Below are 23,762 nucleotides of genomic sequence, written 5' to 3' on the forward strand. Positions count from 1 at the left end.
CCTTAGGGCATAGTTACGAAATAACCTGCTTTCGCATCAGCTTTCTTCACATCAAAGCGCACAACCGCTTGCAAGTATTGACCGTAGATTTCATTGTCAGTCCAGCGAAGACCAAGGTCAACACGGTCAGCAAAGAGTACAGCGCGTTGCACATCACCTACAAAGGCTTTAGCTTCACCAGCTTCACCAAGGACCGTATCAGCAACTACGAATACTGGATGGCCAAGGAATACTTTTCCTGATGCAGAAACGATAGAATCTTGAAGCAAGTAGCGACCGTTCTTATCTTTCATTGTGTCAAGCTTTTGGTAGAAGCTTTGTGAAACTACGAATGATACGTTGTAAGCTGGGTCAAGGTCAACATTCAAGATAGCCTTGATAGCATCCAAATCTGCTGCTTGTTTAGCTTCAAATGTTTTCAAAACACCACCGATTGCATCGTTAGTAGTATTGACTTTGATTTGGTTAGCTGCTTCAGCAACAATTGCAAGCAAGTCAACATCTGCGTCGTCGATTGCTTCTTGTGAAAGTGGAATAGCACCACGATAAGTTTTAACCTTCCATGTAACATCTGTGAATTCTGGCTTAGCAAGAGCTGGATTTTTTTCTAGTTCTTCTACGCTTGCCATCTTAGATGTAGCTTGCTTAAGAATAGGGTATGAACCTTCACCTTTAGATGCTTTGTGAATTGTCACAAATTGTTTAAGGTCAAGAACAGTCTTGACTTCACGAATTGGTGTAGTAACAATTTCCTTGCTAGTTACTTTTTCAGTCTTGTCTTTCTTCAGTCCATCCTGTGTTGGGTTGACTGCTTCGTTCATAGGCACAAGAACTTCGTCTTGACCTTCAAAACGCAGACCTTCATTACGAATACGACCTTTAGAACGAATAAACTCATTTATCGATTCACGATAAGTTTTACCTTCTGTTTTTACTTCGTGTTTTTCACCAGCTGCGTGCGCACCAGTTCCTTCTTCTGCGATTTCATAAGTTTTCAAGTTATTTTTAGCTTCAGCTTCTTGTGTTTTTAACGCTTCAATTTCAGCACGAATTTCACGAGCTTTTTCAAGATCATCAGCATTCAAAACGGATTTCAATTCTTCTGTTTTGGCAGTAATTTCAGCACCAATGTTAAAAATCTGTGCTTCGAGTTGTTTCATTTTTTCTTTAAACATACCTTCTTTTCTCCTTTGGGGTATAAAAAAGAGAGCTTAAAGCCCTCTAAGTAATTCTTCTTTTTCAATTTCTCGTAGCATGTTTTGGATTTCAGACCTACGCTTGCTACGGTTAGCGTAAAAGTCATCAATAACTGCTTGTGGTAACAATCCATTTTCTAGACTCGCTACTGCACCAATATCATCAAAGGTCATCACTTCATCAGCAAATCCTTTTTCGACTGCTTCACTAGCCGACATAAAGGTTTCATTTTTCATCATGTCGATGATAACTGATTCTTCCAATCCAGTTTTAGCAACATACGCATTCACAATAGCTTGGTCGCTAGATTTTAATGCATTAGAAGCTTTGTCTAAGTCATCACTATTACCAGAGACATAACCATACAGCGCTTTGTGAATCATAATCTGTGCTGTTGGACTGATAAGCACTTTATCAGCTCCCATGATTGCGACACTAGCAGCACTTGCTGCCATTCCTGTCACTTCAACAGTCACATCACCTGGATAGCTTTTTAAAGCAGTGTAGATTTCACTTCCAACAGTTACTAAGCCACCGTTGGAATTAACTTCCAAAACGATATCGCTATGGTCTTCTGGAAAAGAATCTGTGATAGATTTAGCGCTGACTGCTTCCAAACCATAATAATCATAGACTTCCTGACTATTGTTCGGAATCAGTGGACCTTTCATCTTGATTCTCTTTGGCATCCTTTGTCTCACCTCCTTTCATTGATTGATATTCTTCTTTCTTATCCAAGAAGACATAGTTCAAACTTGACTGATAACGGTCCATATTTGGATCAGTAGAACGTTCCTTACCAAGTTCAATCAAAGCTTGGTTTGGTGTTAGGATTTGATTGTTTACAAGTTTTACAATCTCGTCTACATTCCTACCAGTCACGCTGCGAGTGTCAAAGTCAACACGATACTTCCTGCGCTCTTCATCATCGAACACTTTCAAAGCAAGTTCGCTTGTGATTGCATCAAAATAGAACGGAAGGTCATTGGTTACATAGTCTTCCGTCAATTGAGCGACAGACTGGTTAGGGCTATTTACTCCCAGTTTAAAACTAGGAACTCGCAAAGCTTTTGCAATCTGTGCAGTAGAAAAGTTATTCGATGTAATCAACTGTAAGACATTCGTATCAATTTCAAGCGGTGTATATTCCTGGGTATCATCAAATACTAAAGGACTGCCACCTGTCGAGCCTTCACGCATCTTTTCAAAGTCCATACGAGCTTTCTTACGCGCTTCGGCACTCAACTGAGCACCTTTTAGCTTTAGGATTCCACTTGAAAAACCATCGCGAAAGAACTTAATTAAGGTATTCAATCCACCATCTTGCAGACTGATTTCATCCCCAAGGGAAAGCAACGGAGACCTACCCAAGATGGTATCATGGCTAAAGAATTTCCAATGGATAACATCTTCTGCATTACATACAATCTCCTTACCGTTCAGACGGTCACGGAATGTATAAATCAATTCATGATCATTGGCTTCTTCGACAGTCGTTTCAGACGGTCTAAAGAATTGAAATTCTAACGGTTTACCACTGATTGGATCGCGTAGAATACGAGAGAATGAATTACCAGTCAAGATTGTATTGACGGTCATTGCAAACTTCCACTGCCTTGCTGATGTATTGCTTGTGGATTTAACATTCAAAAGATAATTCATATCTTCATCTTGTTCGATGTTCCCCATTAAATCCTTTTTCAATAATGGAAAACGAGCAACATCACCAGCTATGATAGATACTGCAGTCAAGACATCGCTATTTTTTAAAGCAGATATACCAGTATATTCAGGACTTGAATTGCCAGAGATGACCGAAGAGATATAATCGTCATAAGATAGTTTTGACGAACCTAAAGATTGAAAAAAAGTCATTTATTTTCTCACCTCCTTTCTAATTCACCCCCTTGTTTTACTGATATACAAGGCTAACAGAATTAAAATCACTCCACTACATAAGAATCCTGCCACTTGATTCAATAAGAAAAAGCCATAGATTAAAAATCCAAGGCCTATCAATAGCAAAATTGTGTGAATATGTTCCAATATTTTCAAAATAGCAAACCTCCTTCCAGGATTTTCTCATTTGTCCAATAACCACTTCCATCGAATGGCTCTAAGTAACAAGCAGCGTAAGCATCTAAAAGTGCGTCCAGAGGGTCGATTTTATTGCTATTTTTGTTTTTATCGATCCTCATACCGTTATTATCAACTCTAGTGTATGCATTATTAATGGCCATTGTTAGGAGCTGATTGCCACTGTGCTTGATTTTTCCTTGTCGGACATCATCTCGGAACTGTTTCGTGGGCATATTCAAGACCATGGTGGTTTGTGGTATCTGGACTAGTGGCCATTCTGGGTGTCGTTTCTCTATCATAGTCAATAGCGAACCAAATTGATAAGGGTCAAAGTAAATACCTTGCAACTCCCACTCGTTTTGATATACCATTTCCTCGATTTTTTCAAGCACACGTTCATCATCGATAACACCACTTTCAAGAGTGGTTATCTCACACTCACCCATTCTTTCTAAGTTAGTATAAGACACACCGTCTCTCTTTTCTTTCGCGATTAAGCCATATTTCGTGGCCACAAAAGAAAAGCTATCTGCATACCAATAATCATCAATCATGACCATCGGAGAGATAGAGAATAAGTCGCTAGACCTACCTACGTCTACACCTAACCAAACTCTACGTTTTCTTGTGTTCGGAGGGTCTATCTTAGCTTTTGCCCAGCTCTCTTTATCCATGTAAGACTCTTCAGAGGATTGTCTCCACATATTAAAGTTCTTAACCAGAACTTCATTTACAGTGCCAGTCTCAAGCGAGACTTTTCTACGTTTTCTCAGATAGTCCATCATCTTACTACGTAATGCTTTTACCTCGAGAATTGGATTTGATTTTATCCAGTTTTTTTCGTCTGCAATTTCTTCTTCGTTATCTTGTTCAGCGATAAATGCAAAGTATTCATCATTCTCAACTTCTCCATCAAGTACTTTTTCGATGTACGGATACTCGATTGTGTGCATTGGTACATTCAAATCCATACCAGCTGTTGAGATAATCAAAATCAACGGATTATCCAACTGCCCTTGACCAGATTCCAGCAATTCAATCATCTCATTTGTTTTGGATGCTGCAAACTCATCTAAGATACCTACATACGGTTCAAATCCATCGACTGCACCAGTCTCGCGACTCAATGCACGCACATAGCTTTCATCATTCAAGTTACGAAGTTCATCTCTGACTATCTTCGTAGCCTTTCTGATATCTTCGTTTTTCGTCCTGAGAGCATCCAACTGCTTACGGATCATATCGTAAGCGATACGAGCCTGAGAACGGTCATTTGCCGTACAAAACAACTGACGGCTCATTGCAGGATTTCGACCAAATAAAAACTCGTACAGGGCAATCCCTGCAACGAGAATAGTCTTTCCGTTCTTTCTGGCCAAACTGATTAAGGCTTTTTTAAATCTCCTTATCGATGTATCGGACTTTTTTCGCCAGCCATACAGACTCGATAAAATGAATTTTTGAAAGTTGGCCAGTGGATATGGTTTACCAGTCTTTACGTCAGGTAGCATTTCGATAAAATCTATTGGATTTTTTGCTTTGTCAGGTAGATAAACATATGGGAAGTCTTCATCGTCTATACGCTTTAAATCTCTCAAGTGGCGCTTGCAAGCTTTGATAACTTTCTTACTAGCTATGATTTCACCGTTTACGACTTTTGAAGCGTATTGATAAGCTACGTCTTCCACACAATCACCTCCTAACTACCAAATTTATCGAAAATACTCTCTTTCTTTTCTTCTACTTGTGGAACATATAATTTCATACGACTGTCAACCGTCAAACCTAACTGCGATGCAGCCTTCATTAAGTTAGTCGTAGCACGTTCTAAGCTATATAACATTTTGTTAGGGAGAATCTTCCCGCTCTCCGTTTCGTACACATACCCTTCTTTTTGTAGTCCACGAGATATCTCTTTATAGACTGCATACCATGTGCAGTAGGTTTCTAATACTGCTCTGTCTAGATTTCTTAGGGGTAGCTTTCGCAGGTCATTGATGACTCGTTTATATTCTGCTTTCGCAATCGGATCAAAGTGTTTTGGCGGTGTTAGTTGTAATGCATCCAAACCATCCGAAGCCTTGTCCTGTATAGTTTTCTTAGCTATCTTTTCTTCTTTCGTCAGATGGCTTTTAGTAGCTTCGACTATCTTCATTTTTCGCCCCATGCTATACCTCCTTTACATTATTTTTTAACAGTTTAAAGATTTCAAAAACGGAATTTTTTGCACAGAAGAGGGCAGCGTTCTAGAATCCGGACGATATATAGCCCCGTTCTAAATTAAAGGGGGTATTTCCGTACAATTTACAGTGAATTCCCGACTATTTCACCCTTTTACATTCTGTTTTGTTCGCTTTTTGATATCTATTTCTGTTTATTACTACACAATCAATAAGAATACTTCTCTTTGATTGCTTTCTTATCATTACATTTCTTACAACTTGCTTGAAGATTACTTCGATCTAATCGCTTTGACCAATCTTTCTTTACGCTGACGATGTGGTCAGTCATCGTTGCTTCTTCACCACACATCGCACAGACATAGTCAGCTTCAAGCAAGACTTGTTGACTCGTTCGCTTCCAGATAGATGAATTGTAAAATCTCTTAACATCCTTGTCGTATTTCCAGCGAGTACGATTATACTCAGTATATTCCTCGTTGCGTTTATCAAAATCCACCGAGCTTCTTCTGCCGTTTAGAATTGTAAGTTTCTGTGGCTTCATCATTCCCTTTCTTTTATCCGCGATTCAGACATAACAAAAAGCCACACGCTTGTGTGACTTAATGAAGACCTCTCTCTACGAATTTTAATCGCAATTGGAACGACAGGACTCGAACCTGTGACATCTCAATTCCTTAAAATAGGATTTAGTCCGTCTACCATATATCCATTAACAAGCATGAGACTACTGCTTTAAACGAGTGACTTTTGATAACTTATAGTTTATTATCTTGTCCACAAATATTCCTACTTGTATCACTCATGCACGATCGGTTAGACCAATCACTCCTTACATCGCAAACTACTAAGCCATTTTTCAATTAACGAAGACCCCGCTAAAAGTCTAAGCTGCTTTACTCTTTGACTTTACTCTTATCCTTGCGAGACTTGAGCAGGCAATCTAATTGCCGAAGTACACTTTCGTTTGTGACGGGCGATGACTTTTGCTTTTTTGAATTTTTTCTATCTTGAATAGCCTTAAAATATAAAAATCATCTTTTATCTATCACAGACACGCATCGCCATGTGTTTTATTCTCTTTTGAAGAACAAAATGCACAGCGCCTGCTTGTTATCGATTGTTTTGCGGACAATCGACTCACCTTACATACTTTTGGGAGGCACCCAATTTTTGTAAGATATGGTATTAAGCTCTTGTTGCACCTCGAACCAAATACCTCTTTCCTCTTATAGACTCGTCTCACAGCCAAACTGCCACATTTGCATTTCCTCAGCACCTTGCCGTTGGAATCTTTCTGCTTTAACTTCGCCCACCTATTCCAAAACTGAAATAGTTAAGATTAAATTGCTTAGATTGACCATTTCTGGCAGGATGTTTGATAGATTTAAAATCATCCTTTTCCTGAGTTACCACAGATTATCTAGGCTAAGCCCTAAAAATGCAAGACGACTACAACCTTGCTTGTTAATTAGAAAGAATATTTGTTTTTTATTTTTTTGTAGTCATTTAAAACCTCTGAGGGAATCAAACCCTCTAGCTTATAACTTATCCGGAATATAATTAGCTACGCAATCATGCAAGGCCCAGTCGCTCCGCAACCATTTTTAAGTTAATGAGTGATATATGAATGCTAAGCCTACTGCCTACCCCATTCTGGGACACAAAACACTCAAAGGAGAGTGTGGGATTTGAACCCACGGACCGCACATAGGCGACCACCCGTCTAGCAAACGGGCGCATTCAACCTGACTCTGCCAACTCTCCATGTCAGGTAAGGCTTACTGCCTTACCCTTAATTCTTGATGATACTATAATAGCACGATTGTTAGACCAGTGCGCTTCAACCTAGTTCACATTAGTTCACATTAGTTCGCTTTTATCAACTACAACACCCAATTCACGGATTGCATCTTTCTTCTTTTTGTAAAAAGTGGTCTTGCTGCATCGTAAAAATTCAATCATATCATACACGTTTGCTTTCTGAATATACACCATCCTTAGAATTGTTCGACTTGCAGGCTTAGGCATTTTATCAATCAATTTACTGAGCTCAATTCTGCGCTGGATAGCTTCAGCAGTTGCTTGCTTCATGTACTCTTTCAAGGAATCTTGCATGCTAAAAATATCGATGTAACGTTCATCCAATCGAACCCTCTGACCACCTTGAACCTTATCCATGTTCATTTTGGGACTAGAAAGTAAACTAGCTTCAAGATTAGCAAGCTCGTCTATTCGATTCTGTATTTCTTCATCCAAATTCTGTAGTTCATCAAGTAACTCTTTAGCCTTGTTCACTCTCTATCTCCTTTGTGGTATAATAGTCTATGCGATAACTATTAGCTGAGACAGAGAGTGCCTCGGCTTTTTTATTTTTCCCCGACAAAGACATTCATCGGCAGATTGAAATAAGTAGCCACATCTTCAACGTTGTACATATCAGGCACGGCTTTTAAATTCTCCCAATTTGAGATTGTTGCAGTTGAATAGCCTAGCTTATTTCCTAATTCTTTCAAAGTAATCTTATTGTCTTTTCGTTTTTGCCTTAACATAAATGCGAATAACTCGCATTGTCTATCAGTTAATGGTTTTTCGTAATCCATTATCTTCCTCCTCAATTTTAATAACCGCCCTACCGTTTGGATTCCGTTTTTGACTTGATGCAAAAGAGTAGTACCTTAGCATTCTTTCAGCAATGCCTGTTTCTTTACTGATTTCAGCAAGAGTTCCCAACGTTATGAATGTATCTCCTTGATAGAAAGCATACTCACTCATTTTCTAATTCCTCGATCAACCAATCCAGGTTCTTGCGTGCTTTCTTCAGGTCTTCAAGACCGTTTTTCTTTTGGTGTCGTAGTATGTACTTCAAAGCATTTCCAAGATAAAAGCCTTTCAGCTGCTCTGGTGTCATGAAATTTCTTAAAGCATCGATAGATTCCATGCCAAATCTGCCTTGGTAGTGATTTGGTTTGTTTACGTTGTCTGTCATTTTAATTCCTCCTCATAAAAATCATATCATTGTCAAAATTCCAAGGATGATGTTGAATTTCTTCTTTTCCGACAGGTATTTTATAATGATAAACCACCGCTCTAATCAGATGAAGCGGTCTGTCTAATTGGCATGCTATTTGTCTACAGCTCATACCCATTTCCCCAAGTGTTTCTATATCGTGTTTTGACACATCCCATTTCTTTCTTCTGTGAGGTAGTCCTAGTTTGTTCGCTTTTATAACCACTGCATCTAAACTTCGATTTAATATTTTAGCTAGCTGGTTTAAATCTTGAACTTTTTGATAATAGCGCCGTAAAATTCTTACTTCTTCATCCTGCCAATGTCGTTTTGTAAACTGGCCTTTTCCTTTGTTTATTATCTCAGACTTACATCGGACAGAACTAACTGTACGACCTAAAAATTCAGCGACCTCTTCAACCGTACTCTCATTATCGTTGTGGGCTAGTAAAATATAATCAACCTCATCTTCCGTCCATCTACGTCCTGCCATAATGTTTACATGCTCCATGAAAATAATAGGTTCCATCTTTTCGCTTGTTCACGTAATACGTGTACTGTCCATCTGGACTAGCGTATGAAATCTGCTTCTCTCCTGCCCAACAACCATTGTCGCGCATCATGTGGCAATTCTCCATAATCCATTCTACGTCAGGCATTTGTTAAATCCTCCTCTTTCACAAAAGTACCATCAATCCAGCGACCTTTGCGGTCTTTGATTTCTTGGTAAGCTAGTTCAAAACATTCTTCAAAATCATAACCTAGCGATTTGCTTAGCGATTTTAACCAGATTACTGCATGTATCAGACTTAATTTACGAAAATCTTTAGAAAATGAGTCTCGGTAAATCTGAAAATCGCTTATATTTCTACTTAAATTACTAAAACATGTCATTACATCTCTATCATTTTCTGATGTTTTAAAAATCTCCTGCACATCCTCTTTAATCAGCAAGGCCAGGCCGACAATCACGACTGCACAATCTCCGATACTGTCCTTGGTCAGTTGCTCATTCTTCTTGAGATAGCCAGCGCAAAGTTCGCCGAACTCCTCGCTGAGTTTGAGTGACTGCTTGTCTAACCGTCCACCGTTTTCTAAATCACGGTCAATAAACCATTGCTTGACTTTATCTATTGTGTTCATAACATCACCTCAGCCCCAACTTTCACATTCTCATACACTTCCTTCGCAACCACGAACACACCGTAGTCGCGAATTGTAATCGTGTATAGCTTCCCATGTCGCCCTTTCTCAAGGACCTTACCGAATATCTCAGCGCCTGCGTTATCAGCTTTATAGATAACCAGTGGCTTATTTTTTTCTAGTTCTGCAATCCTGTTCGACTGCCAGACATTCAATCCAGCAGACAATAAAATCCAGATTACGATGAATCGTTTCAATCTGTGACCTCCTCAACTGTGAATTTAATTCGATGGCTCCCTAAATTAAAGAAATTCTCAACGGCTATTTTCTTTTCACTCGAAACAATACTCATTGCACCTTGCATCACTTGTTTACCAAATAAAAATTGATTTTCATAAAAGCGTTTTTCTACTTCATCCAATTTTTGATAAGGCGATACGTAGTTTTGTTCAACCGCCATTTCTTCTTCAATTTTTTTCTTTTCTTCTTCTGGAGATAACGAATGTTTATAGATTTCTGGAAAGTTGAGTTCTTTCAATTTTTCAAGACCTCTCATCATCTCTGCATAAGCATTTCTTTCTTTTGCGTGTTTCTTATAATTCACAACGCCTGGTTGATGAGTTGCTAAGAATTTAATCTCAGCATTAGTTAATTTGTACTTGATACACATCTGAGCATCTATCCAAAAAACATCTGCATCTCCCCTATGCCAATTAAAGTCATTTCTCTCCAAATCCAATAGCAAATCAACTACTTCTTGACCACGTTGGCTTTCTAGCAATTCGTTACCGACAGGCTTAGTTGCCATAACCTCAGCAATCCATTCTAGCCAAACAGTATCCTCCATCACTCCACCTCCTCATTTTTTATTGATTCATACGCTCTTTTATAAGCATCCAAATATAAAAATACTATTTCAGACGCTTTTTTACCAGCGAATTCAAGAGTCTCATAGTATTCTGAATCTTGTTCACTCAGGAATTCTCGAACAGTATCAGTAACGTGTTGGAATCCATACTGATCATCAAAATATTCAAATAGTTCATCAAAATAATATCGATCATTTTCGTCTAAGTCTTCATATCGCTTATTATCAAAGAAATACTCAAGAATAATTTTTTTAGCTTCATCTTCATCATAAACAAAAAGATTTCGACTAGATGCTTTGATTTTTTCAATAAAATATCCAGCGTTGTTTGTGAAATCCTTATAGAAATCTTCCCAGCTACCCATATTGTTAAAATTTACTGCAACCAGCTCGCCAAAATCACCTGTGATAGCCAGAGATGAATTTTTCTTATCGAAAATATATCTTAGATTATGCATTAGATTATATTCTGGGCTATGATAATCAATGATTGTAATATCATCTAATTCGATTTTTTTAGCAATGTGCTTGTTAAAAAAGTGTGCAAATGATTCCATCACTCCACCTCATTTCTTCCAACTCTGACCATTTGCAAATAATATTTATATATTTCATTGTCAGTATGTTCATTTACTAACTTTTCAAGTGCTTTATTGACTACTTCAGACACGCTTCCATAACCACCATATTCTTTAATGGCTTCGACATGGTCATATAGATCTTGTGTAATCGTTACTTGTATCTTTCTAGGCATCACTCCACCTCCTCAATCTCAATCCCTGGGCAATCGAACACCCAACCGAAACCAGCTTCTTCTAGTTCTTTTTTGGTAAAACATCCTTTGTATGCTAGAGAGAAAAATATTCTCCCGTTACCATCTCTTGCAAAGCAGTGTTTTGTCGCTTTAATCTTCACAAAATACCGCTTCTCTTCCTCAACCTCGTAACCGAACTGGTGCATGTTGACGAGAGTCTGAAATGGTTTTGTGCTAGCGTTTAGAAACCACCTTTCAAACTCATTAAGTTTATCACCATCAAAAATCGATGAAATATTAATGATACATCGAAATAAATTCCCTTCAAAATCATCCTTATTTTCTTCATACCAATCCGCCACAAACTGGGGAACTTTGACTGGTTGCAGTTCGTCTAGTTCAGAAATAAGTCTAATTACCGTGTCTATCTCGATATATTCTGATTTGTTGCCGAAAAGTTTTTTTAAACCTTCTATCCGTTCAATCAATTCCTGCTTATTCATCTTCTAACTCCTCAACTCACCTTATGGCTTTCCAGGTCTCCGAATTCTTGACCGTAGCTTACAAAATACGAACCAATCAGGATTGCATCAGCCTCGTCGTCTTTGACGTCTAGGTTAAATTTATCCGCAACCTTAGCAACTGCCTGCAGCTTCATTGATTTCTTGCTACGGTCTTTGTAGCTGAACTTCCAATACTTGCGCCAGGTCGACACGTTCACGAAGAACACATTGTCAGCAACCAACCGTCCAAGAATAATTCCTGTCACAATTCCAATGCTGATCATAGACTGCTGATTTGGCCCCATGACCGAGTTCTTCTCAACTACGATTGATTCAAAAGGCTCGTCATATTTCTGCAAGGCCCTTGATTGAATGGCTCGCAATTCGCTAGCCATGAAGCGCCCACGTTCAAAGAATGACTTGCTTTTATGTTTTAAGACACCACTCTGGACAAGGTCAGAGCCGTGAAATACGGCCCAACCTGTTGCAGTAGTTGAAATGTCTAACGATAATGTCAGAGAACTCATTGCAATTCTCCCTTGATCCCACAAAGATCGAATAGATTTCGCTTATTGTTCTCGATGAACTCAAAGAACTTCTGTAATTCGGCCAAGTGGCGTTTTTCTCTCTTGACTCCAAGGCTTGTATGATACTCTGTCGGCGTTTTCGGTATTACCCTGATATCTAGCCAATAAAGGGGCTCGAACACGTCGCCACTTGCATCAAGAGAAGCGTCTGCGTCCGTATTTCTGAAATGCATCTGCATATCATATTCAATTTTGTTTGTAATCGTGATGTTCTTATCTACGATTTCGAGTGTGATAGTTGTTCCTGGTATATCAATTTTATTTAGCATTTGTTTTTTCTCCTGTTTATCTAAATTCCTTTGCGATAGCAGCAATAACATTGACTGTCACGCTATTTCCTGCTTGTTTGTATAGCTGAGAATTGCTATTAACTTCTTGCGCCTTGTCAAACGCCCAATCTGGAAATCCTTGTAACCTCCAGCACTCACGAGGTGTTAGCTTTCTGATTCGAAAGCCATCTGATAAATGATTATTTTCATGATAACTATTACTTGTCAAAGTAGGAGCGATATCATGTTCTCCTCCTTGATTATAACCATGACCACGCTGAATGATTTTAGGTTCAAGACCTCCGCCACCCATACAATTAAGACATGGAGAGATACCACTTATGTCATATACTCTCCCTCTATGAGGGTTACCGCCAAAACTTTCTGTGTCAATTAAATTTCCTACTTGCTTGACTTTATTTTCAACGACCACTCCATGCCTATCTTGAGCCGTCAACGTGAACATAGGCTCTCCGTCAGACTTAAACCTGCGCCCGTTTTGTCGTTTATCCGTGCGATCAGGTGTCAAAACAGGTATAGCAATCTTCTGCCCCTCTACCTTATTCGTTGTGAGCGTAGGAGCTAGGCCGTCAGCTCGATAGACTTCTCCATTCATGCTTTTTCCTGAAGGATGGATGTTCCCGATAGATTTTACTTTCTGCGATTTACTTTCAACAATGTACGCCCCCGCGCCTTGTGAGTTCCCGTATCTGGTTGTAATGGTATTGCTGTACTGTTCTTTGATTGAAGTAGCTTGTTGGCCACCTTTTGAGAGAGGAAAAACTCTTCTGGTACATTCTCCTCTAAGATGTCCGATAATGAACACACGCTCTCGATTTTGGGGGACTCTGAAATCTTTGCTGTTAAGCACTTGCCATTCCACATTGTACCCCAATTCATCCAAGGTTGAGATAATGGTCTCAAACGTAATTCCGTTTTCGTGATTGAGGAGTCCTTTGACATTCTCAAGGAATAGATATCGAGGTCTGAGAATAGATGCGAACCTAGCAATTTCAAAGAACAAAGTTCCCCTTGTATCCTCAAAACCTCGTCTGTTTCCTGCAATGCTGAAAGCCTGGCACGGAAATCCTCCACAGATAATGTCCACACGTCCGATTCTTCGAATAGACTCGTCTGATGCTGTTGTGATGTCATGTAGCTCTATTTCTCCTTCAGTATTATGTATCGCTTTATAACTGGCTCTAGCGAATTTGTCTATCTCACAAAATCCTATACATTCATGACCTGCGCTTTCCATTCCTAGACGAAAGCCGCCGATTCCTGCGAATAAATCTAAAAATTTCATTTTGTTACTTTCTAAAAAAATGCGACTGCCTTTGTGATAATTGGCTAAATACGGGCAGTCGCTCGTCCAAGGTCACATGACCGTTTTCGACGCTTTCTAGTTCGCAGTTTTACAAGAATGCACGGCTTGTTTAGTTTGAGTTGTTTCCATTTTGGAAATAGTTGGTTTTGGATTATTTTCCCTCTCTTAAAAGGGCAACAATTGAATGACAATAAAATCTTCCTCAACTACTTTGACTTTATCAACATACGCACTCTGTAACTCTTCTTCTGTGTGATACATTGTTCTGTTTTCAACACTTTCATTCCAACGAATAAATCGAGGTTTTAGTCCAGGCCAACCAGACCTGCCAAATAACGCAATACATTCCTCTTTGTTTTGATGTATAGCGAATGTAATACCGTGCGGGCAACCTGTGTCATGGGTTGCCAGTATGTCTTTTACTTGTTTACTCATCAAATCACCTCCACACGTTGACTCAACGCTTCCGTTTTGCAGTATTCGCAATGACCGCATGGCTTCGCTTTCTCTTCACCTCGCTTGACCTTATCAAGATGCTGAATGAACATAGATAACTCAGATAACTCGTAATTAAGCTTTTCCTGAGTTTGAAAAACGATAGCTCTCGTGTCGGGAGTCGGCTCTTTAGTCACCGCGTAGATAATAGGGGTGAACTCTTTGCCGTACTGCTCTTCCAGCATTTTCTTATACGCTGCCATCTGCAAGACATACCCCCAAGCCTCGAACCAGCGAACCTGAATATTTCGGCCGCTTGCTTCGTCCTGAACCCATACCATGCTGTCAATGTCTGATTTTGTAGTCTTGATGTCTACGAAATATCCCTTTTCGACATTGAGACAGTCAATCTTGCCTTTAAATTCCACACCTTCAATTTTGCCTGTCACGGCAACTTCTTTCTGACCAACATAATATTCCATGAACTGCTTGTCGCCCTCCAGTCGCTCGATCATGCACTGGCCAACCAGAAAGTCAGATTTTAACTGACCTTTAGTTTTCCCCACTTTTGAAATCATGGTATCTGCATTTTCATCCATGAACTTCTTATGTGCTTCTGGACTTTCAAAGTAGCTGTGGACCATGTTTCCGACCAAGAGGGCTGTGTTGTCTCTTTGGTCTTCCCACTCTCCTTCCAACTCCGCTAGCGCTCGCGCTTCACACTCTCTAAACCGCTTATATTGCGAGATGGACCAGTAGCGACGTGCAGAAGCTGCCGAATAATAATCCTTACCAAGTAAATCTTGTGTCATTATTCTTACTCCTTGATGTTGATCGTGTTGCCTTCAAATAAGCTAATTTCTTCAAAAACTTCGCCCGTTACTTCGTCAAAATTTGGGATTTCATCTGCTGGGGATTCGGTAGAGGCTAACTCGTCAGGATTTGCCGTTTTTTCAGCCGTATTTGGGGGTGTTTGAGATTCTTCGGTAAATTCTCCATCCACCACGTTATCGCCCTCTGCGGACTTGTTAGGGGCTTTTAAGATGTCGTCTAATGTTTCAACGCTATCTCTCACTGGTTCAGCTTCTTTCATTTGACGATCATTTTCATACTCATTTTCTGTAGTGCGGTTCACAGCATCAATAAATAAATCATTATCATCACTGGTATTAAAGAACTGTTTCGCTGCACGATTGATAACTGTTCTCTTTGCCATTTCTTGAGGAAAGTTCTTCTGTACATTGCCGTTCCTTGATTGCGCCCAGGACTTGTCGATTTCCTTCTTGGTCATGATCGTGAGGATTTTCTCCCCGTCTGTTTTCTCGATCACACAATAAGCTCCTTCGATTGGGTTGTCCTGGTTCTTCCAGCTTGATTTGTGGCTAACAAATTTCCAACGTCCGTCCACGTTTTCAGCTTCAAACTCGTCGCCTTCAAAGATAATCTGAGCATAGATGTCTTTCACTTCAGGTAACTGTTTAACGACCTTCATGGTCCCAAAATATGAACGGTTTAATTTAACTGTATTCCCATATGGAATGAAATAGCATTGTGTCTTAGCAGGGCTTAGACCTTGTGTGACCATATCAAGCAAGGCATTATAGACACTTTCGGGTGTGCATTTCTCCAATAGATTTCCGCCAGGTGCATTTTTTAATGCGTAGTACGCTGAGCTCAGGGCGTTACTCACACTGTAATTTGGTGCGATTAGCAACCCTTCGCCTTTCATGGCTTCAATTCGTGTTGCAACATTTGATGTAATTTGTTTTTGTGTTAGTTCGTTTGTCATTTTATTTACTCCTCTTCTTGTGCGCCGTACATTTTCACAATAGATTTAATCATCCCAAGATTTTTTTCCATAGATTCGATTTTCTCGCTTCTGTAACGCTTATAGTCTGCTTCATCTTTTTTGAAAGTAGCTTCAATCAATTTCAGCTTATCTTCTAATTCTGGATTTTTATATCCGTCAAAACTTTCAATCACATCTCCATCTTCGTCCACTTGTTTTGTGATGATTTTATTAGAGTTTCTAATATCTTCAATGATTGATAATGTTTCAAAGCGTGGTTCACTAACCCATCTTTCTTGGTTATTAAGTGCAATTAAAATCATGTTTGCTAACATTGTTGTTGTGTCTGTCATTTCTTTCTTCCTTTCGTCTTCTTAAGGTTCCAATTCTCACGTTTTATACGTCTGTTTTCGTTTTGTAGTTTCAAGATTATATCTTGTTGCTCGTTGATGATTTCTCCGAGTTCTCGGCCAAGATGGATATAATCAGACCGCCATTGCCTGATTTCTGCTTGCAGTTCTTCAATCATATTTCATCACCTACATATCGATACCGCCCACATCCAACATAGATGTACTCGCTCGGTTCGAGTTCTTCTCGTGGCTCAGGCGGCTGCATCACATCTCTATCGTAATCAAACATGAGCGTACACCTTTCCAAGTTCCAGAACTCGCTTCACATATCTAGCTTTGGATGTCAAACCGAGATCCAGTAATTCATTTTTTTCTTCATGGCTGGCCAAAAGCCACACACGATTTTCGAGTTCAATCTTTGTCATCATCCTGCTCCACCTCTTCAGCTTTCACTTTGATATCTAGACGTTTCATGGCTTCATCTACTGACTTGCCGTCTAGAATGTCCTTGATCATGTGGCTTACATCGTGCATTGTTTGAGCCTTCGCCTTGCCTTTTTCAGTTTCTGGCATTAAGCCAATGTCTTGTAGAGCTAGAAAAGCTAAACTGAAAGCGTGTAATTCTTTCTGAAGTTGTTTGATTTTTTTGATTGTTTTTAGTGCTTTAAACATATTGTTCTCCCTGTTGTTCTTTTTCTTTATAGACTGCCAACTGTTGCTTTAAATCATAGTTTTCCCGCTCGAAAGCAAAGCGAAGTTTGCGCTCTTCAAATAGATCATTCATGACTTCGAACGCTACCTCTCGCCAGTCAAGGTTAATTGCCTTAAAAAAGTCCGCGTGTTTGAGTTTAAATTTAGTAAGTAGTTTCATAGTTACTCCTTTTTTTACTTTACATTACCGTTTTCTGCCAGTTTTTGTGATACCAATCAATGACGGCATCCCTTGGATATTTCTCACGCTTGCCCTCGATTCTTGGAAAGTCTGCGTGTCGGTTGAAGCGCTCGTCAAACGTTGACGTGTCTTTCGTTCCGAGCAACATCTCGGAGCATTGCGATTTGTTCAGTTCCATTGGATAGCGCCTTTTTTCATCGGTCACAATCGTCATGACCTTGAGCGTCCTATCCATCAATCCAGCTTCGAACTGGTCTAGCATTTGCATCATTAGATCATTCATGTTATAATTCCTTTAGAATATTTTGTTGTGCGCCTGATTGCCGTCAGGTGCTTTTTTATTTTGTAAAAGTGAACACACTACCCTGTGTTGCGTAATACAGTAGTTCATTCATCTTATTTGCGAAACGCTCGTCCGTCGTTTCTAGCAATCGCTCTTTCAGCAAGCTAGATAGTTGATAGTGATTTCTTTCAAAATCATCTATCCGCTTTTTTCTTGCTTCGATGACACTACTAGATAATTGTTCGCTTTGAACTTGTGTCATTGCTAAACTTGAATGCATTACTCTTCATGTCTCCTTTCATAATTCTGTCAACCAGGCTTTTCTCGTAGAGGCCTTCTAAATGTTTGCTACCATAATTTGTCGTGATAATTGTATTGGTCCTATTCTCAAGTATTTGGTATAAGATTTTTTGCATCCAGCTACTGCCTTGCTTAATTTCCTGACCAACACTTGACTCTTTTCCTAAATCATCTAGAATCAGAAAATCAACATTTTGTAGGAATTTAACCGTCTTTCGTTGCTCCCACTTCGAATCTTTATAAGTGAAAGCCTCTTGGATTCTGTCGAACAATTCAACTGTCGGAATGTATAGTACTGATTTTCTCAATTGGAACTTCTGAAAGCTATCGTTTAATGCTTTAGCTATTCCGATAGCAAGGTGGCTCTTACCAACACCAGGCGGACCACTGATGACCGTATTTCCTTTGTACTTCTCTCTCACATAATCTGCCGTGATGCGTTTGGCAAAATTGACTGCCGCAGCGTCTTGTTCTGTGTGGATTTCAAAATTCCCGATTGTTGCATTCTCTAAATCTTTTGGAATAATGCTTTCTTTCAAAAACAATGCATAAGACCGTGTGTCTCTGATTTGAGCTTCAGCTTCAGCAAGTAGCTCCCCAGCTTGACGGTCGATTTCTTCCTGTGTGCACTCTGGGCAATAGGTCTGTGTGACATCCGTACAAGGATTCGTTGAGCGCCAGAGATACACTCCTGGGTGCTTGTCGCATTGTTTAGATAGCGTTTCTATTTGCAAAGCCCTCGCTTGCAATTCTTTGTTTGATACCGACCTCATTTACACCCCCTAAAATCCGTATCGTGGATCGTAGCCATCATCATCTAGTGTCATGCGTCCTAATTTTCTACTTGACCGAGCAGGCTTCTGCCTATTTTCAACTAACTCAACCGTGACAAGACCTTTCTGTTTCCAGTCTCTCAAGATGCTACTGAGATATTTGAAATAAGGCTTGCCATTGCCTACACATTCTTTGATTGCTAACTTGATAACCTCTTTACTATGCTCTTGCAAGAATGTTTTCAAGTCTTCGATTTCAAATGGTGTCGGATAACGACCGAACTCTGAAAAGATCCAATCGTGAACAATTCCTAAATCATTTTGTGGTGGCGCGTCCTTTATACTATATAAAGAGTTATCACCAGCACCCTCTGGTTCACTAAGTCTTGATATATTAGTCTTGATATTATCAGTCTTGATTGTATGTACTTTTGACACTTCTTGACGTGTACTTTCTACACTTCCTTCGTGTACTTTTGACACTTCTTGACGTGTACTTTCTACACTTCCAGAAATATATAGACGATTAGGTTTATTCACTCCTTGCCGAACCTCTCTCAACAATCCAAAGTCATGCAGCTCTTTCTTTGCTTGTACAATAGGCTTGTTACTACAATTAAGTTTTTCCATAAGTTGCTCGTTCGTAAAGTAAACGAATACGTCGCCTTTTTCGTCAAACCATTTATTTTGAATCGATAATGTACGTCTATCAAAGAGAAACATATATATCTGCTTAGCTTTGTCACTCAGCGCATTGTAAGGTGGATCATAAAGCCATTGTGGCATCTGATAAAAAGCATTGTTTTTCACTTCGCTTATTTTCAATCATTCTTTCTCCTTTCTATTTTTCTCAATCTCTTTCTGCTATAATGTAGTCAGAAAGGAGGTGAATCCTATGTCTTTTAAGATAAAAGGAATGGATGGGTTTGAGAAAAACCTCAAACAGTTATCTAAAAACTCTCAGGCAGTTTCAGGAACTCACAAATATTCTTTTGATGAAATATTTTCTGAAAAATTTATGCGCGAAAATTCGAATTTCACCAGCATAGAAGATTTCTTGAAATCAAGTCCTGAAAACATTTCTACCGCAGAAGAACTTGAAAAAGCAGATGAAACAACCTTAGACACATTCGTTTCAAATCAAACCAAATTCTCCAGCTGGAAAGAGATGCTGGCCGAAGCTCAAAAAGCTTTACTTATCAGTCGCCTTGGTTTTTAATTCCAGTTCCATTTCATTTAGCCGTTGAACAGCAGCTTCTAGTTCTTCGGCTTTCTTTATGACCTCTTTAGCGGATTCTATAAAATCTGATAAATTTTCAATTTCGATAAACATCACTAAGATCGTTCCTTTCTTATTTTTTTGTTTCTAGTTATTTACGAAATTTTCGTATTTTTTCCCTAAAAAAATATCATCGAATTTCACATTGAAAAAAAACATGTATTTTTTCAATAGCTGATAACCGATATCAGAGCTATCTTTTTCTAATCTAGCAATTGTTTGACTTGAAACTTCAAACTTTTCTGCCAACTCTGCTTGAGTAAGTCCTTTGTTGATTCTCATAGCCTCTAAAGTCCACTGCACGTTCCTACCTCCTTATTTTTCTATTTCTCCCTCGCAATTCTGCTATAATAAAGCTAGAAAGGAGGTAATGTTATGAATAATTTAACGAATGATGCCAAATTCCTACTAACTTCCATGTACGCAGAATATTTAACCAGACGCAAAGATGAAGTTCCTAAAGTTCAAGCAAGAAACTTTCAAAACATAAATTATCTGAAAGATAACATTATGTCTGAATGGTCTGAAGAAGATATTTTAGATACATGTTTTGAATTAGACAAATACGGATACATCATTGGCACCAAAGCTGATAACACGTTCTACACCCTGTCTTTAACAACCGAAGCAATCGCTGAACTTGAAAATCAGTTCAGAGAACCAACTCTTAAAGAACGGATAGAAAATGTCTTAGACTTTGCAGCAAAAATTAAATCTGTTATTCCTTTTGTTTAACTCTATCAGCTAGTGCTTTTTCCTTATAACGTTGAATGCCAAGAGGATCATCAAGTATAGCTTCACATAGTTTTTGGATATTCCCAGAAGCTTCTAAAAGTTCCTTGCGCTCACTATTTCTTGCCTTGAGTTCTGCATCTATAGACTCAAGGCTTTTGGCTATACGTTCAAGAATTTCTTCAACCATCTCCATCTCTCCTTTCTATTATTTTTTTCGCTCTATGAGCAACAGCTAGGAGAGGAATCGCACCTCTCTACGCTACCCTAGCTTGTTTAGTCTCTTCAACCTTTTCAAGAACTAAGATTGTAAGAGCCATTTCCTGAAAATCTTTGTCATCAAATCCGATAACGTCTCCGTAAACTCTGATGGCTGTTAGTAGTGTGTTGTACAATTCGTACATATCATCTGACGATAGTTTTTCACGATCTAGGATTTCTCCTAATTTAAGTGAGCGTTCTCTGCGATTCTTAACTTGTAAGATTTCTTTTGCTAGTGCGATTTGTTCTTGTGTTGTAAGTCCTTTATTCATTGTGTTTCCCTCCTGCTTGTTTTTGTTATTTCCTTAAGCTTGATTTAATTATAATACGATTTTTTCGTATTGTCAATAGTTTTTATCAAAAAAATAGGATTTTTTCGTATTTTTGATTGTTTATCATTCAAAAATGATATATAATGTAATTATAAAAAATACGAGGTAATCGTAAATGGATGAAAAAAAACGAATGCAAATCATTGCTGAAAACATTACACACTTTAGAAAGCAACGTGGCATCACCCAAAAAGAGTTGGCTAAAGAAGTTGGAATTACGGCAAGTACTATGACAGACTATATGAAGTTAAGAAGCGCTCCTTCTTTTGGTGTTATCCAAAAACTGGCTGATTATTTCGGTGTTAAAAAATCAGATATAGATACTACTTTTAAAGAAGAATCCACCAACTCACTCCCAGATGCTCCAGATTCGCTCACACAACAGATAACGGATAAGGTAGTGCAATTAACCACTCCGAATAAAAAAATAGTGCTACGGACGTCTGAAGAGCTTCTGGAGAGTCAAAACGAAGAAGAAACGAAGATAAACGAAGTATCGGAAAATATTATCGACTTAGACGATTACAGAGAAATATCTGTTCTTTCAGTTACAGGAGTTGTATCAGCTGGTAGTGGTTCAATGCAAGATGATGATTTAGATATGGAGGTTTCATTCTATGAAGATGAAATACCAGACGACTATGATGCTATCGCTTATGTCGTCGGCAACTCCATGGAGCCAAAGATAAAAAACGGCGATTATCTTTTTATCAGAAATACGCCACAAATTGATTACAATGCCATCGGCATCTTCCAAGTCGACGGTGCTAACTATGTTAAGAAGCTACGTCAGGGATATTTAGAAAGTCTAAACCCAGATTATGCAGACATCAGACTAGATGAAAACAACGACATCCGTACAATTGGAGAAGTCGTTAGTATATATAGAGATTGAGAAAGAAAAAGATTATGAAAATAGGACCACGCACACCAAACATAAAAAAGAGAATTTCGGCACGAACAACTGGGTCCATAAACCGAAAAATCAAGAGAGCTACTTCTCCATCTTACGGACAAAAAGGAGCAGGGTGGGTTAAAGAACCCGAGCGTGCGGCCTATAATAAAGTGTACAATCAAACAACTTTTAGTGCTGAAGATGCAGAAAGCTGTGGATACGGATGTGGATGTCTAATATTCATTGTATTAGCTATAGTTATTTATTTCAACATCTTTTAAACTAAAAATCCCCACACTCGCCTTCGCCAAAATTTGAGTGTGAGGATATCCTGTATAAGAAACAACCATTCAAAAGGTCGTTTTCTTATACCCATTTTATCAAAAAAGTGAGGTAAAAACAATGGCATACTTCAGAAAAAGGGATAACGGCTGGGAATATCGTATCTCTTACAAGGATACAGACGGCAAATATAAGCAGAAATCAAAAAGCGGGTTCAAGACTAAGAAACTGGCTCAAGCAGCAGCAAGAGAGATAGAGGACAGCTTGTCCGAGAATATCCTGACAGACAAAGATGTCACGCTTTATGATTTTGTAAAAACCTGGTCAGACGTTTACAAGCGCCCACACGTCAAAGATAAGACTTGGGACACTTATACCAAAAATCTGAAGCATATAAAAACCTATTTTGGAGAATTAAAAGTAAAGGATATAACACCTTTGTATTATCAAAAAAGGCTCAATGAATTTGGGGAGAAATACGCCCAGGAAACCCTTGAGAAATTCCATTATCAAATTAAAGGCGCTCTAAAAGTTGCAGTCAGGGAGCAAGTGATCAACTACAACTTTGCTGAAGATGCCAAAGTGAAATCACAAATCGAAACCAGGTCAGAGGATAATGACTTTTTGGAAGAGGGCGAGTATAAGGCTCTAATTTCGTCCACACGCTCAAATATCCAGTATGTGTCCTATTTTACCCTCTATCTCCTTTCAGTGACTGGTATGCGCTTTTCTGAGGCTCTGGGGCTCACCTGGGACGACATCGACTTCAAAAATGGAATCATAGGCATAAACAGGTCCTTTGATTATTCGAAAACGCAAGATTTTGCTGATCTAAAAAATGAAACATCGAAAAGGAAAGTCCCGATAGACAAAACCACGATTGAAACGCTGAAAACTTACAAGAAAAAATATTGGCAAGCAAACATAAAGAACCGTGTCTGCTTTGGTGTATCCAATTCTGCTTGTAACAAGCTGATAAAAAGACTTGTAGGTCGTCCAGTCAGGAATCATAGTCTGCGTCATACTTACGCTTCGTACTTGATTTTAAAAGGGGTTGACATCGTTACGATTTCAAAACTGCTTGGCCATGAAAGCCCAGACATCACCTTAAAAGTGTATTCACATCAAATGGAAGCATTGGCAGAAAAGAATTTTGAAAAAATCAAAGAAATATTCTTAACTGCTTGAATTTGGGGCGGATTTGGGGCGAAACCCTCACAGAGCCTATTAAATCAATAG

General features: G+C 38.9%; 41 protein-coding genes, 1 tRNA gene and 1 pseudogene. 5 read left to right on the top strand and 38 right to left on the bottom strand.

Annotation, left to right across the window (positions count from 1 at the left end):
- Nucleotides 1-2 precede the first annotated feature (2 nt).
- The 34 genes from O3658_RS07800 to O3658_RS07965 all read right to left on the bottom strand — a co-directional run bounded on the left by O3658_RS07800 (nt 3) and on the right by O3658_RS07965 (nt 19,567).
- Nucleotides 3-1,175, bottom strand: a complete 1,173-nt coding sequence (locus tag O3658_RS07800; protein WP_371560594.1) for a phage major capsid protein — start codon at nt 1,173-1,175, stop codon at nt 3-5.
- Between the two features lie 36 nt (nt 1,176-1,211).
- On the bottom strand, nt 1,212-1,886 hold the full coding sequence (locus tag O3658_RS07805; protein WP_371560596.1) for a head maturation protease, ClpP-related: 675 nt from the start codon (nt 1,884-1,886) through the stop codon (nt 1,212-1,214).
- On the bottom strand, nt 1,840-3,072 hold the full coding sequence (locus O3658_RS07810) for a phage portal protein (RefSeq protein WP_371560598.1): 1,233 nt from the start codon (nt 3,070-3,072) through the stop codon (nt 1,840-1,842). Before O3658_RS07810 ends, O3658_RS07805 begins: the two co-directional genes overlap by 47 nt.
- Nucleotides 3,073-3,248: 176 nt before the next feature.
- Nucleotides 3,249-4,964 (bottom strand): terminase large subunit, encoded by a 1,716-nt coding sequence (locus O3658_RS07815; RefSeq protein WP_371560600.1) that lies wholly within the window; start codon nt 4,962-4,964, stop codon nt 3,249-3,251.
- Between the two features lie 11 nt (nt 4,965-4,975).
- Nucleotides 4,976-5,443 carry a phage terminase small subunit P27 family gene (locus O3658_RS07820; protein ID WP_371560602.1) on the bottom strand — a complete coding sequence of 156 codons (468 nt, stop codon included), beginning with the start codon at nt 5,441-5,443 and terminating at the stop codon, nt 4,976-4,978.
- A 221-nt stretch (nt 5,444-5,664) separates the two neighbouring features.
- A complete protein-coding gene (locus tag O3658_RS07825) occupies nt 5,665-6,000 on the bottom strand; it encodes an HNH endonuclease (RefSeq protein ID WP_371560604.1) in 336 nt (111 codons plus the stop codon).
- Nucleotides 6,001-7,132: 1,132 nt separating this feature from the next.
- A tRNA-Ser gene (locus tag O3658_RS07830) sits at nt 7,133-7,223 on the bottom strand.
- Nucleotides 7,224-7,319: 96 nt separating this feature from the next.
- Complete coding sequence (locus O3658_RS07835; RefSeq protein ID WP_371560606.1) at nt 7,320-7,754, bottom strand: DUF1492 domain-containing protein; 435 nt, start codon at nt 7,752-7,754, stop codon at nt 7,320-7,322.
- A gap of 71 nt (nt 7,755-7,825) precedes the next feature.
- On the bottom strand, nt 7,826-8,059 hold the full coding sequence (locus O3658_RS07840) for a helix-turn-helix domain-containing protein (protein WP_371560608.1): 234 nt from the start codon (nt 8,057-8,059) through the stop codon (nt 7,826-7,828).
- Nucleotides 8,034-8,231: a hypothetical protein gene (locus O3658_RS07845; RefSeq protein WP_371560610.1), complete on the bottom strand. Its 198-nt coding sequence runs from the start codon at nt 8,229-8,231 to the stop codon at nt 8,034-8,036. The genes O3658_RS07840 and O3658_RS07845 overlap by 26 nt, the downstream gene beginning before the upstream one ends.
- Nucleotides 8,224-8,445 carry a DUF3310 domain-containing protein gene (locus tag O3658_RS07850; RefSeq protein WP_371560612.1) on the bottom strand — a complete coding sequence of 74 codons (222 nt, stop codon included), beginning with the start codon at nt 8,443-8,445 and terminating at the stop codon, nt 8,224-8,226. The genes O3658_RS07845 and O3658_RS07850 overlap by 8 nt, the downstream gene beginning before the upstream one ends.
- 1 nt (nt 8,446) lies before the next feature.
- Nucleotides 8,447-8,995 (bottom strand): GcrA cell cycle regulator domain protein, encoded by a 549-nt coding sequence (locus O3658_RS07855; protein WP_371560614.1) that lies wholly within the window; start codon nt 8,993-8,995, stop codon nt 8,447-8,449.
- The gene (locus tag O3658_RS07860) at nt 8,946-9,125 is read right to left on the bottom strand and encodes a hypothetical protein (RefSeq protein ID WP_371560616.1); all 180 of its coding nucleotides are present in this window, start codon (nt 9,123-9,125) and stop codon (nt 8,946-8,948) included. Before O3658_RS07860 ends, O3658_RS07855 begins: the two co-directional genes overlap by 50 nt.
- The gene (locus O3658_RS07865; protein WP_371560618.1) at nt 9,118-9,609 is read right to left on the bottom strand and encodes a MazG-like family protein; all 492 of its coding nucleotides are present in this window, start codon (nt 9,607-9,609) and stop codon (nt 9,118-9,120) included. The genes O3658_RS07860 and O3658_RS07865 overlap by 8 nt, the downstream gene beginning before the upstream one ends.
- On the bottom strand, nt 9,606-9,866 hold the full coding sequence (locus O3658_RS07870; protein WP_371560620.1) for a DUF1372 family protein: 261 nt from the start codon (nt 9,864-9,866) through the stop codon (nt 9,606-9,608). Before O3658_RS07870 ends, O3658_RS07865 begins: the two co-directional genes overlap by 4 nt.
- On the bottom strand, nt 9,863-10,456 hold the full coding sequence (locus tag O3658_RS07875; RefSeq protein WP_371560622.1) for a hypothetical protein: 594 nt from the start codon (nt 10,454-10,456) through the stop codon (nt 9,863-9,865). Before O3658_RS07875 ends, O3658_RS07870 begins: the two co-directional genes overlap by 4 nt.
- Complete coding sequence (locus tag O3658_RS07880) at nt 10,456-11,034, bottom strand: hypothetical protein (RefSeq protein WP_371560624.1); 579 nt, start codon at nt 11,032-11,034, stop codon at nt 10,456-10,458. Before O3658_RS07880 ends, O3658_RS07875 begins: the two co-directional genes overlap by 1 nt.
- Entirely contained in the window at nt 11,034-11,231 is a 198-nt protein-coding gene (locus O3658_RS07885; RefSeq protein ID WP_371560626.1) for a type II toxin-antitoxin system ParD family antitoxin, read from the bottom strand. Before O3658_RS07885 ends, O3658_RS07880 begins: the two co-directional genes overlap by 1 nt.
- Nucleotides 11,231-11,734: a DUF1642 domain-containing protein gene (locus O3658_RS07890; RefSeq protein WP_371560628.1), complete on the bottom strand. Its 504-nt coding sequence runs from the start codon at nt 11,732-11,734 to the stop codon at nt 11,231-11,233. Before O3658_RS07890 ends, O3658_RS07885 begins: the two co-directional genes overlap by 1 nt.
- An 11-nt stretch (nt 11,735-11,745) precedes the next feature.
- A complete protein-coding gene (locus O3658_RS07895) occupies nt 11,746-12,261 on the bottom strand; it encodes a hypothetical protein (protein WP_371560630.1) in 516 nt (171 codons plus the stop codon).
- On the bottom strand, nt 12,258-12,590 hold the full coding sequence (locus tag O3658_RS07900; RefSeq protein ID WP_371560632.1) for a hypothetical protein: 333 nt from the start codon (nt 12,588-12,590) through the stop codon (nt 12,258-12,260). Before O3658_RS07900 ends, O3658_RS07895 begins: the two co-directional genes overlap by 4 nt.
- Nucleotides 12,591-12,606: 16 nt before the next feature.
- Nucleotides 12,607-13,896 (bottom strand): DNA cytosine methyltransferase, encoded by a 1,290-nt coding sequence (locus O3658_RS07905; RefSeq protein WP_371560634.1) that lies wholly within the window; start codon nt 13,894-13,896, stop codon nt 12,607-12,609.
- Nucleotides 13,897-14,082: 186 nt separating this feature from the next.
- Complete coding sequence (locus O3658_RS07910) at nt 14,083-14,352, bottom strand: hypothetical protein (RefSeq protein ID WP_371560636.1); 270 nt, start codon at nt 14,350-14,352, stop codon at nt 14,083-14,085.
- Nucleotides 14,352-15,167, bottom strand: coding sequence for a PD-(D/E)XK nuclease-like domain-containing protein (locus O3658_RS07915; RefSeq protein ID WP_371560671.1), 816 nt, complete (start codon nt 15,165-15,167; stop codon nt 14,352-14,354). The genes O3658_RS07910 and O3658_RS07915 overlap by 1 nt, the downstream gene beginning before the upstream one ends.
- A 2-nt stretch (nt 15,168-15,169) precedes the next feature.
- Nucleotides 15,170-16,141: a recombinase RecT gene (locus O3658_RS07920; protein WP_371560638.1), complete on the bottom strand. Its 972-nt coding sequence runs from the start codon at nt 16,139-16,141 to the stop codon at nt 15,170-15,172.
- Between the two features lie 5 nt (nt 16,142-16,146).
- The gene (locus O3658_RS07925) at nt 16,147-16,494 is read right to left on the bottom strand and encodes a hypothetical protein (RefSeq protein WP_371560640.1); all 348 of its coding nucleotides are present in this window, start codon (nt 16,492-16,494) and stop codon (nt 16,147-16,149) included.
- Nucleotides 16,491-16,670, bottom strand: a complete 180-nt coding sequence (locus tag O3658_RS07930; protein ID WP_371560642.1) for a hypothetical protein — start codon at nt 16,668-16,670, stop codon at nt 16,491-16,493. The genes O3658_RS07925 and O3658_RS07930 overlap by 4 nt, the downstream gene beginning before the upstream one ends.
- Before the next feature lie 105 nt (nt 16,671-16,775).
- Nucleotides 16,776-16,919: a hypothetical protein gene (locus O3658_RS07935; RefSeq protein ID WP_371560644.1), complete on the bottom strand. Its 144-nt coding sequence runs from the start codon at nt 16,917-16,919 to the stop codon at nt 16,776-16,778.
- Nucleotides 16,906-17,166 carry a hypothetical protein gene (locus tag O3658_RS07940; RefSeq protein WP_371560646.1) on the bottom strand — a complete coding sequence of 87 codons (261 nt, stop codon included), beginning with the start codon at nt 17,164-17,166 and terminating at the stop codon, nt 16,906-16,908. The genes O3658_RS07935 and O3658_RS07940 overlap by 14 nt, the downstream gene beginning before the upstream one ends.
- A complete protein-coding gene (locus O3658_RS07945; RefSeq protein ID WP_371560648.1) occupies nt 17,159-17,365 on the bottom strand; it encodes a hypothetical protein in 207 nt (68 codons plus the stop codon). The genes O3658_RS07940 and O3658_RS07945 overlap by 8 nt, the downstream gene beginning before the upstream one ends.
- Before the next feature lie 19 nt (nt 17,366-17,384).
- Nucleotides 17,385-17,669, bottom strand: coding sequence for a DNA-binding protein (locus tag O3658_RS07950; protein WP_371560650.1), 285 nt, complete (start codon nt 17,667-17,669; stop codon nt 17,385-17,387).
- Nucleotides 17,670-17,724: 55 nt separating this feature from the next.
- Nucleotides 17,725-17,931, bottom strand: a complete 207-nt coding sequence (locus O3658_RS07955; RefSeq protein WP_371560652.1) for a hypothetical protein — start codon at nt 17,929-17,931, stop codon at nt 17,725-17,727.
- Nucleotides 17,900-18,742, bottom strand: a complete 843-nt coding sequence (locus O3658_RS07960) for an ATP-binding protein (RefSeq protein ID WP_371560654.1) — start codon at nt 18,740-18,742, stop codon at nt 17,900-17,902. Before O3658_RS07960 ends, O3658_RS07955 begins: the two co-directional genes overlap by 32 nt.
- 9 nt (nt 18,743-18,751) lie before the next feature.
- The gene (locus tag O3658_RS07965) at nt 18,752-19,567 is read right to left on the bottom strand and encodes a replication initiator protein A (protein WP_371560657.1); all 816 of its coding nucleotides are present in this window, start codon (nt 19,565-19,567) and stop codon (nt 18,752-18,754) included.
- 70 nt (nt 19,568-19,637) lie between these two features.
- Here O3658_RS07965 and O3658_RS07970 point away from each other — a divergent pair, with 70 nt between their 5' ends.
- The gene (locus O3658_RS07970) at nt 19,638-19,961 is read left to right on the top strand and encodes a hypothetical protein (protein WP_371560659.1); all 324 of its coding nucleotides are present in this window, start codon (nt 19,638-19,640) and stop codon (nt 19,959-19,961) included.
- Here the strand turns inward: O3658_RS07970 and O3658_RS07975 are convergent.
- On the bottom strand, nt 19,935-20,075 hold the full coding sequence (locus O3658_RS07975) for a hypothetical protein (RefSeq protein ID WP_190279314.1): 141 nt from the start codon (nt 20,073-20,075) through the stop codon (nt 19,935-19,937). The genes O3658_RS07970 and O3658_RS07975 overlap by 27 nt on opposite strands.
- A 33-nt stretch (nt 20,076-20,108) precedes the next feature.
- Nucleotides 20,109-20,324, bottom strand: coding sequence for a helix-turn-helix transcriptional regulator (locus O3658_RS07980; protein ID WP_001198773.1), 216 nt, complete (start codon nt 20,322-20,324; stop codon nt 20,109-20,111).
- A 72-nt stretch (nt 20,325-20,396) separates the two neighbouring features.
- Here O3658_RS07980 and O3658_RS07985 point away from each other — a divergent pair, with 72 nt between their 5' ends.
- A complete protein-coding gene (locus O3658_RS07985; protein ID WP_371560663.1) occupies nt 20,397-20,756 on the top strand; it encodes a hypothetical protein in 360 nt (119 codons plus the stop codon).
- Here the strand turns inward: O3658_RS07985 and O3658_RS07990 are convergent.
- Both O3658_RS07990 and O3658_RS07995 read right to left on the bottom strand, forming a co-directional pair.
- Nucleotides 20,740-20,943, bottom strand: a complete 204-nt coding sequence (locus O3658_RS07990) for a hypothetical protein (RefSeq protein WP_247946881.1) — start codon at nt 20,941-20,943, stop codon at nt 20,740-20,742. The two genes, O3658_RS07985 and O3658_RS07990, sit on opposite strands and share 17 nt — an antisense overlap.
- Nucleotides 20,944-21,010: 67 nt before the next feature.
- Nucleotides 21,011-21,286 (bottom strand): hypothetical protein, encoded by a 276-nt coding sequence (locus O3658_RS07995; RefSeq protein ID WP_371560665.1) that lies wholly within the window; start codon nt 21,284-21,286, stop codon nt 21,011-21,013.
- A 175-nt stretch (nt 21,287-21,461) separates the two neighbouring features.
- Here O3658_RS07995 and O3658_RS08000 point away from each other — a divergent pair, with 175 nt between their 5' ends.
- The 3 genes and pseudogenes from O3658_RS08000 to O3658_RS08010 all read left to right on the top strand — a co-directional run bounded on the left by O3658_RS08000 (nt 21,462) and on the right by O3658_RS08010 (nt 23,711).
- Entirely contained in the window at nt 21,462-22,241 is a 780-nt protein-coding gene (locus tag O3658_RS08000; protein WP_371560667.1) for a helix-turn-helix domain-containing protein, read from the top strand.
- A 14-nt stretch (nt 22,242-22,255) separates the two neighbouring features.
- Nucleotides 22,256-22,444: pseudogene (locus O3658_RS08005) on the top strand (hypothetical protein); the annotation flags it as partial.
- Between the two features lie 199 nt (nt 22,445-22,643).
- A complete protein-coding gene (locus O3658_RS08010; RefSeq protein ID WP_371560669.1) occupies nt 22,644-23,711 on the top strand; it encodes a site-specific integrase in 1,068 nt (355 codons plus the stop codon).
- Nucleotides 23,712-23,762: the final 51 nt, after the last annotated feature.

It is taken from the genome of Streptococcus sp. 27098_8_69 (assembly GCF_041432445.1).
Lineage (GTDB): Bacteria > Bacillota > Bacilli > Lactobacillales > Streptococcaceae > Streptococcus.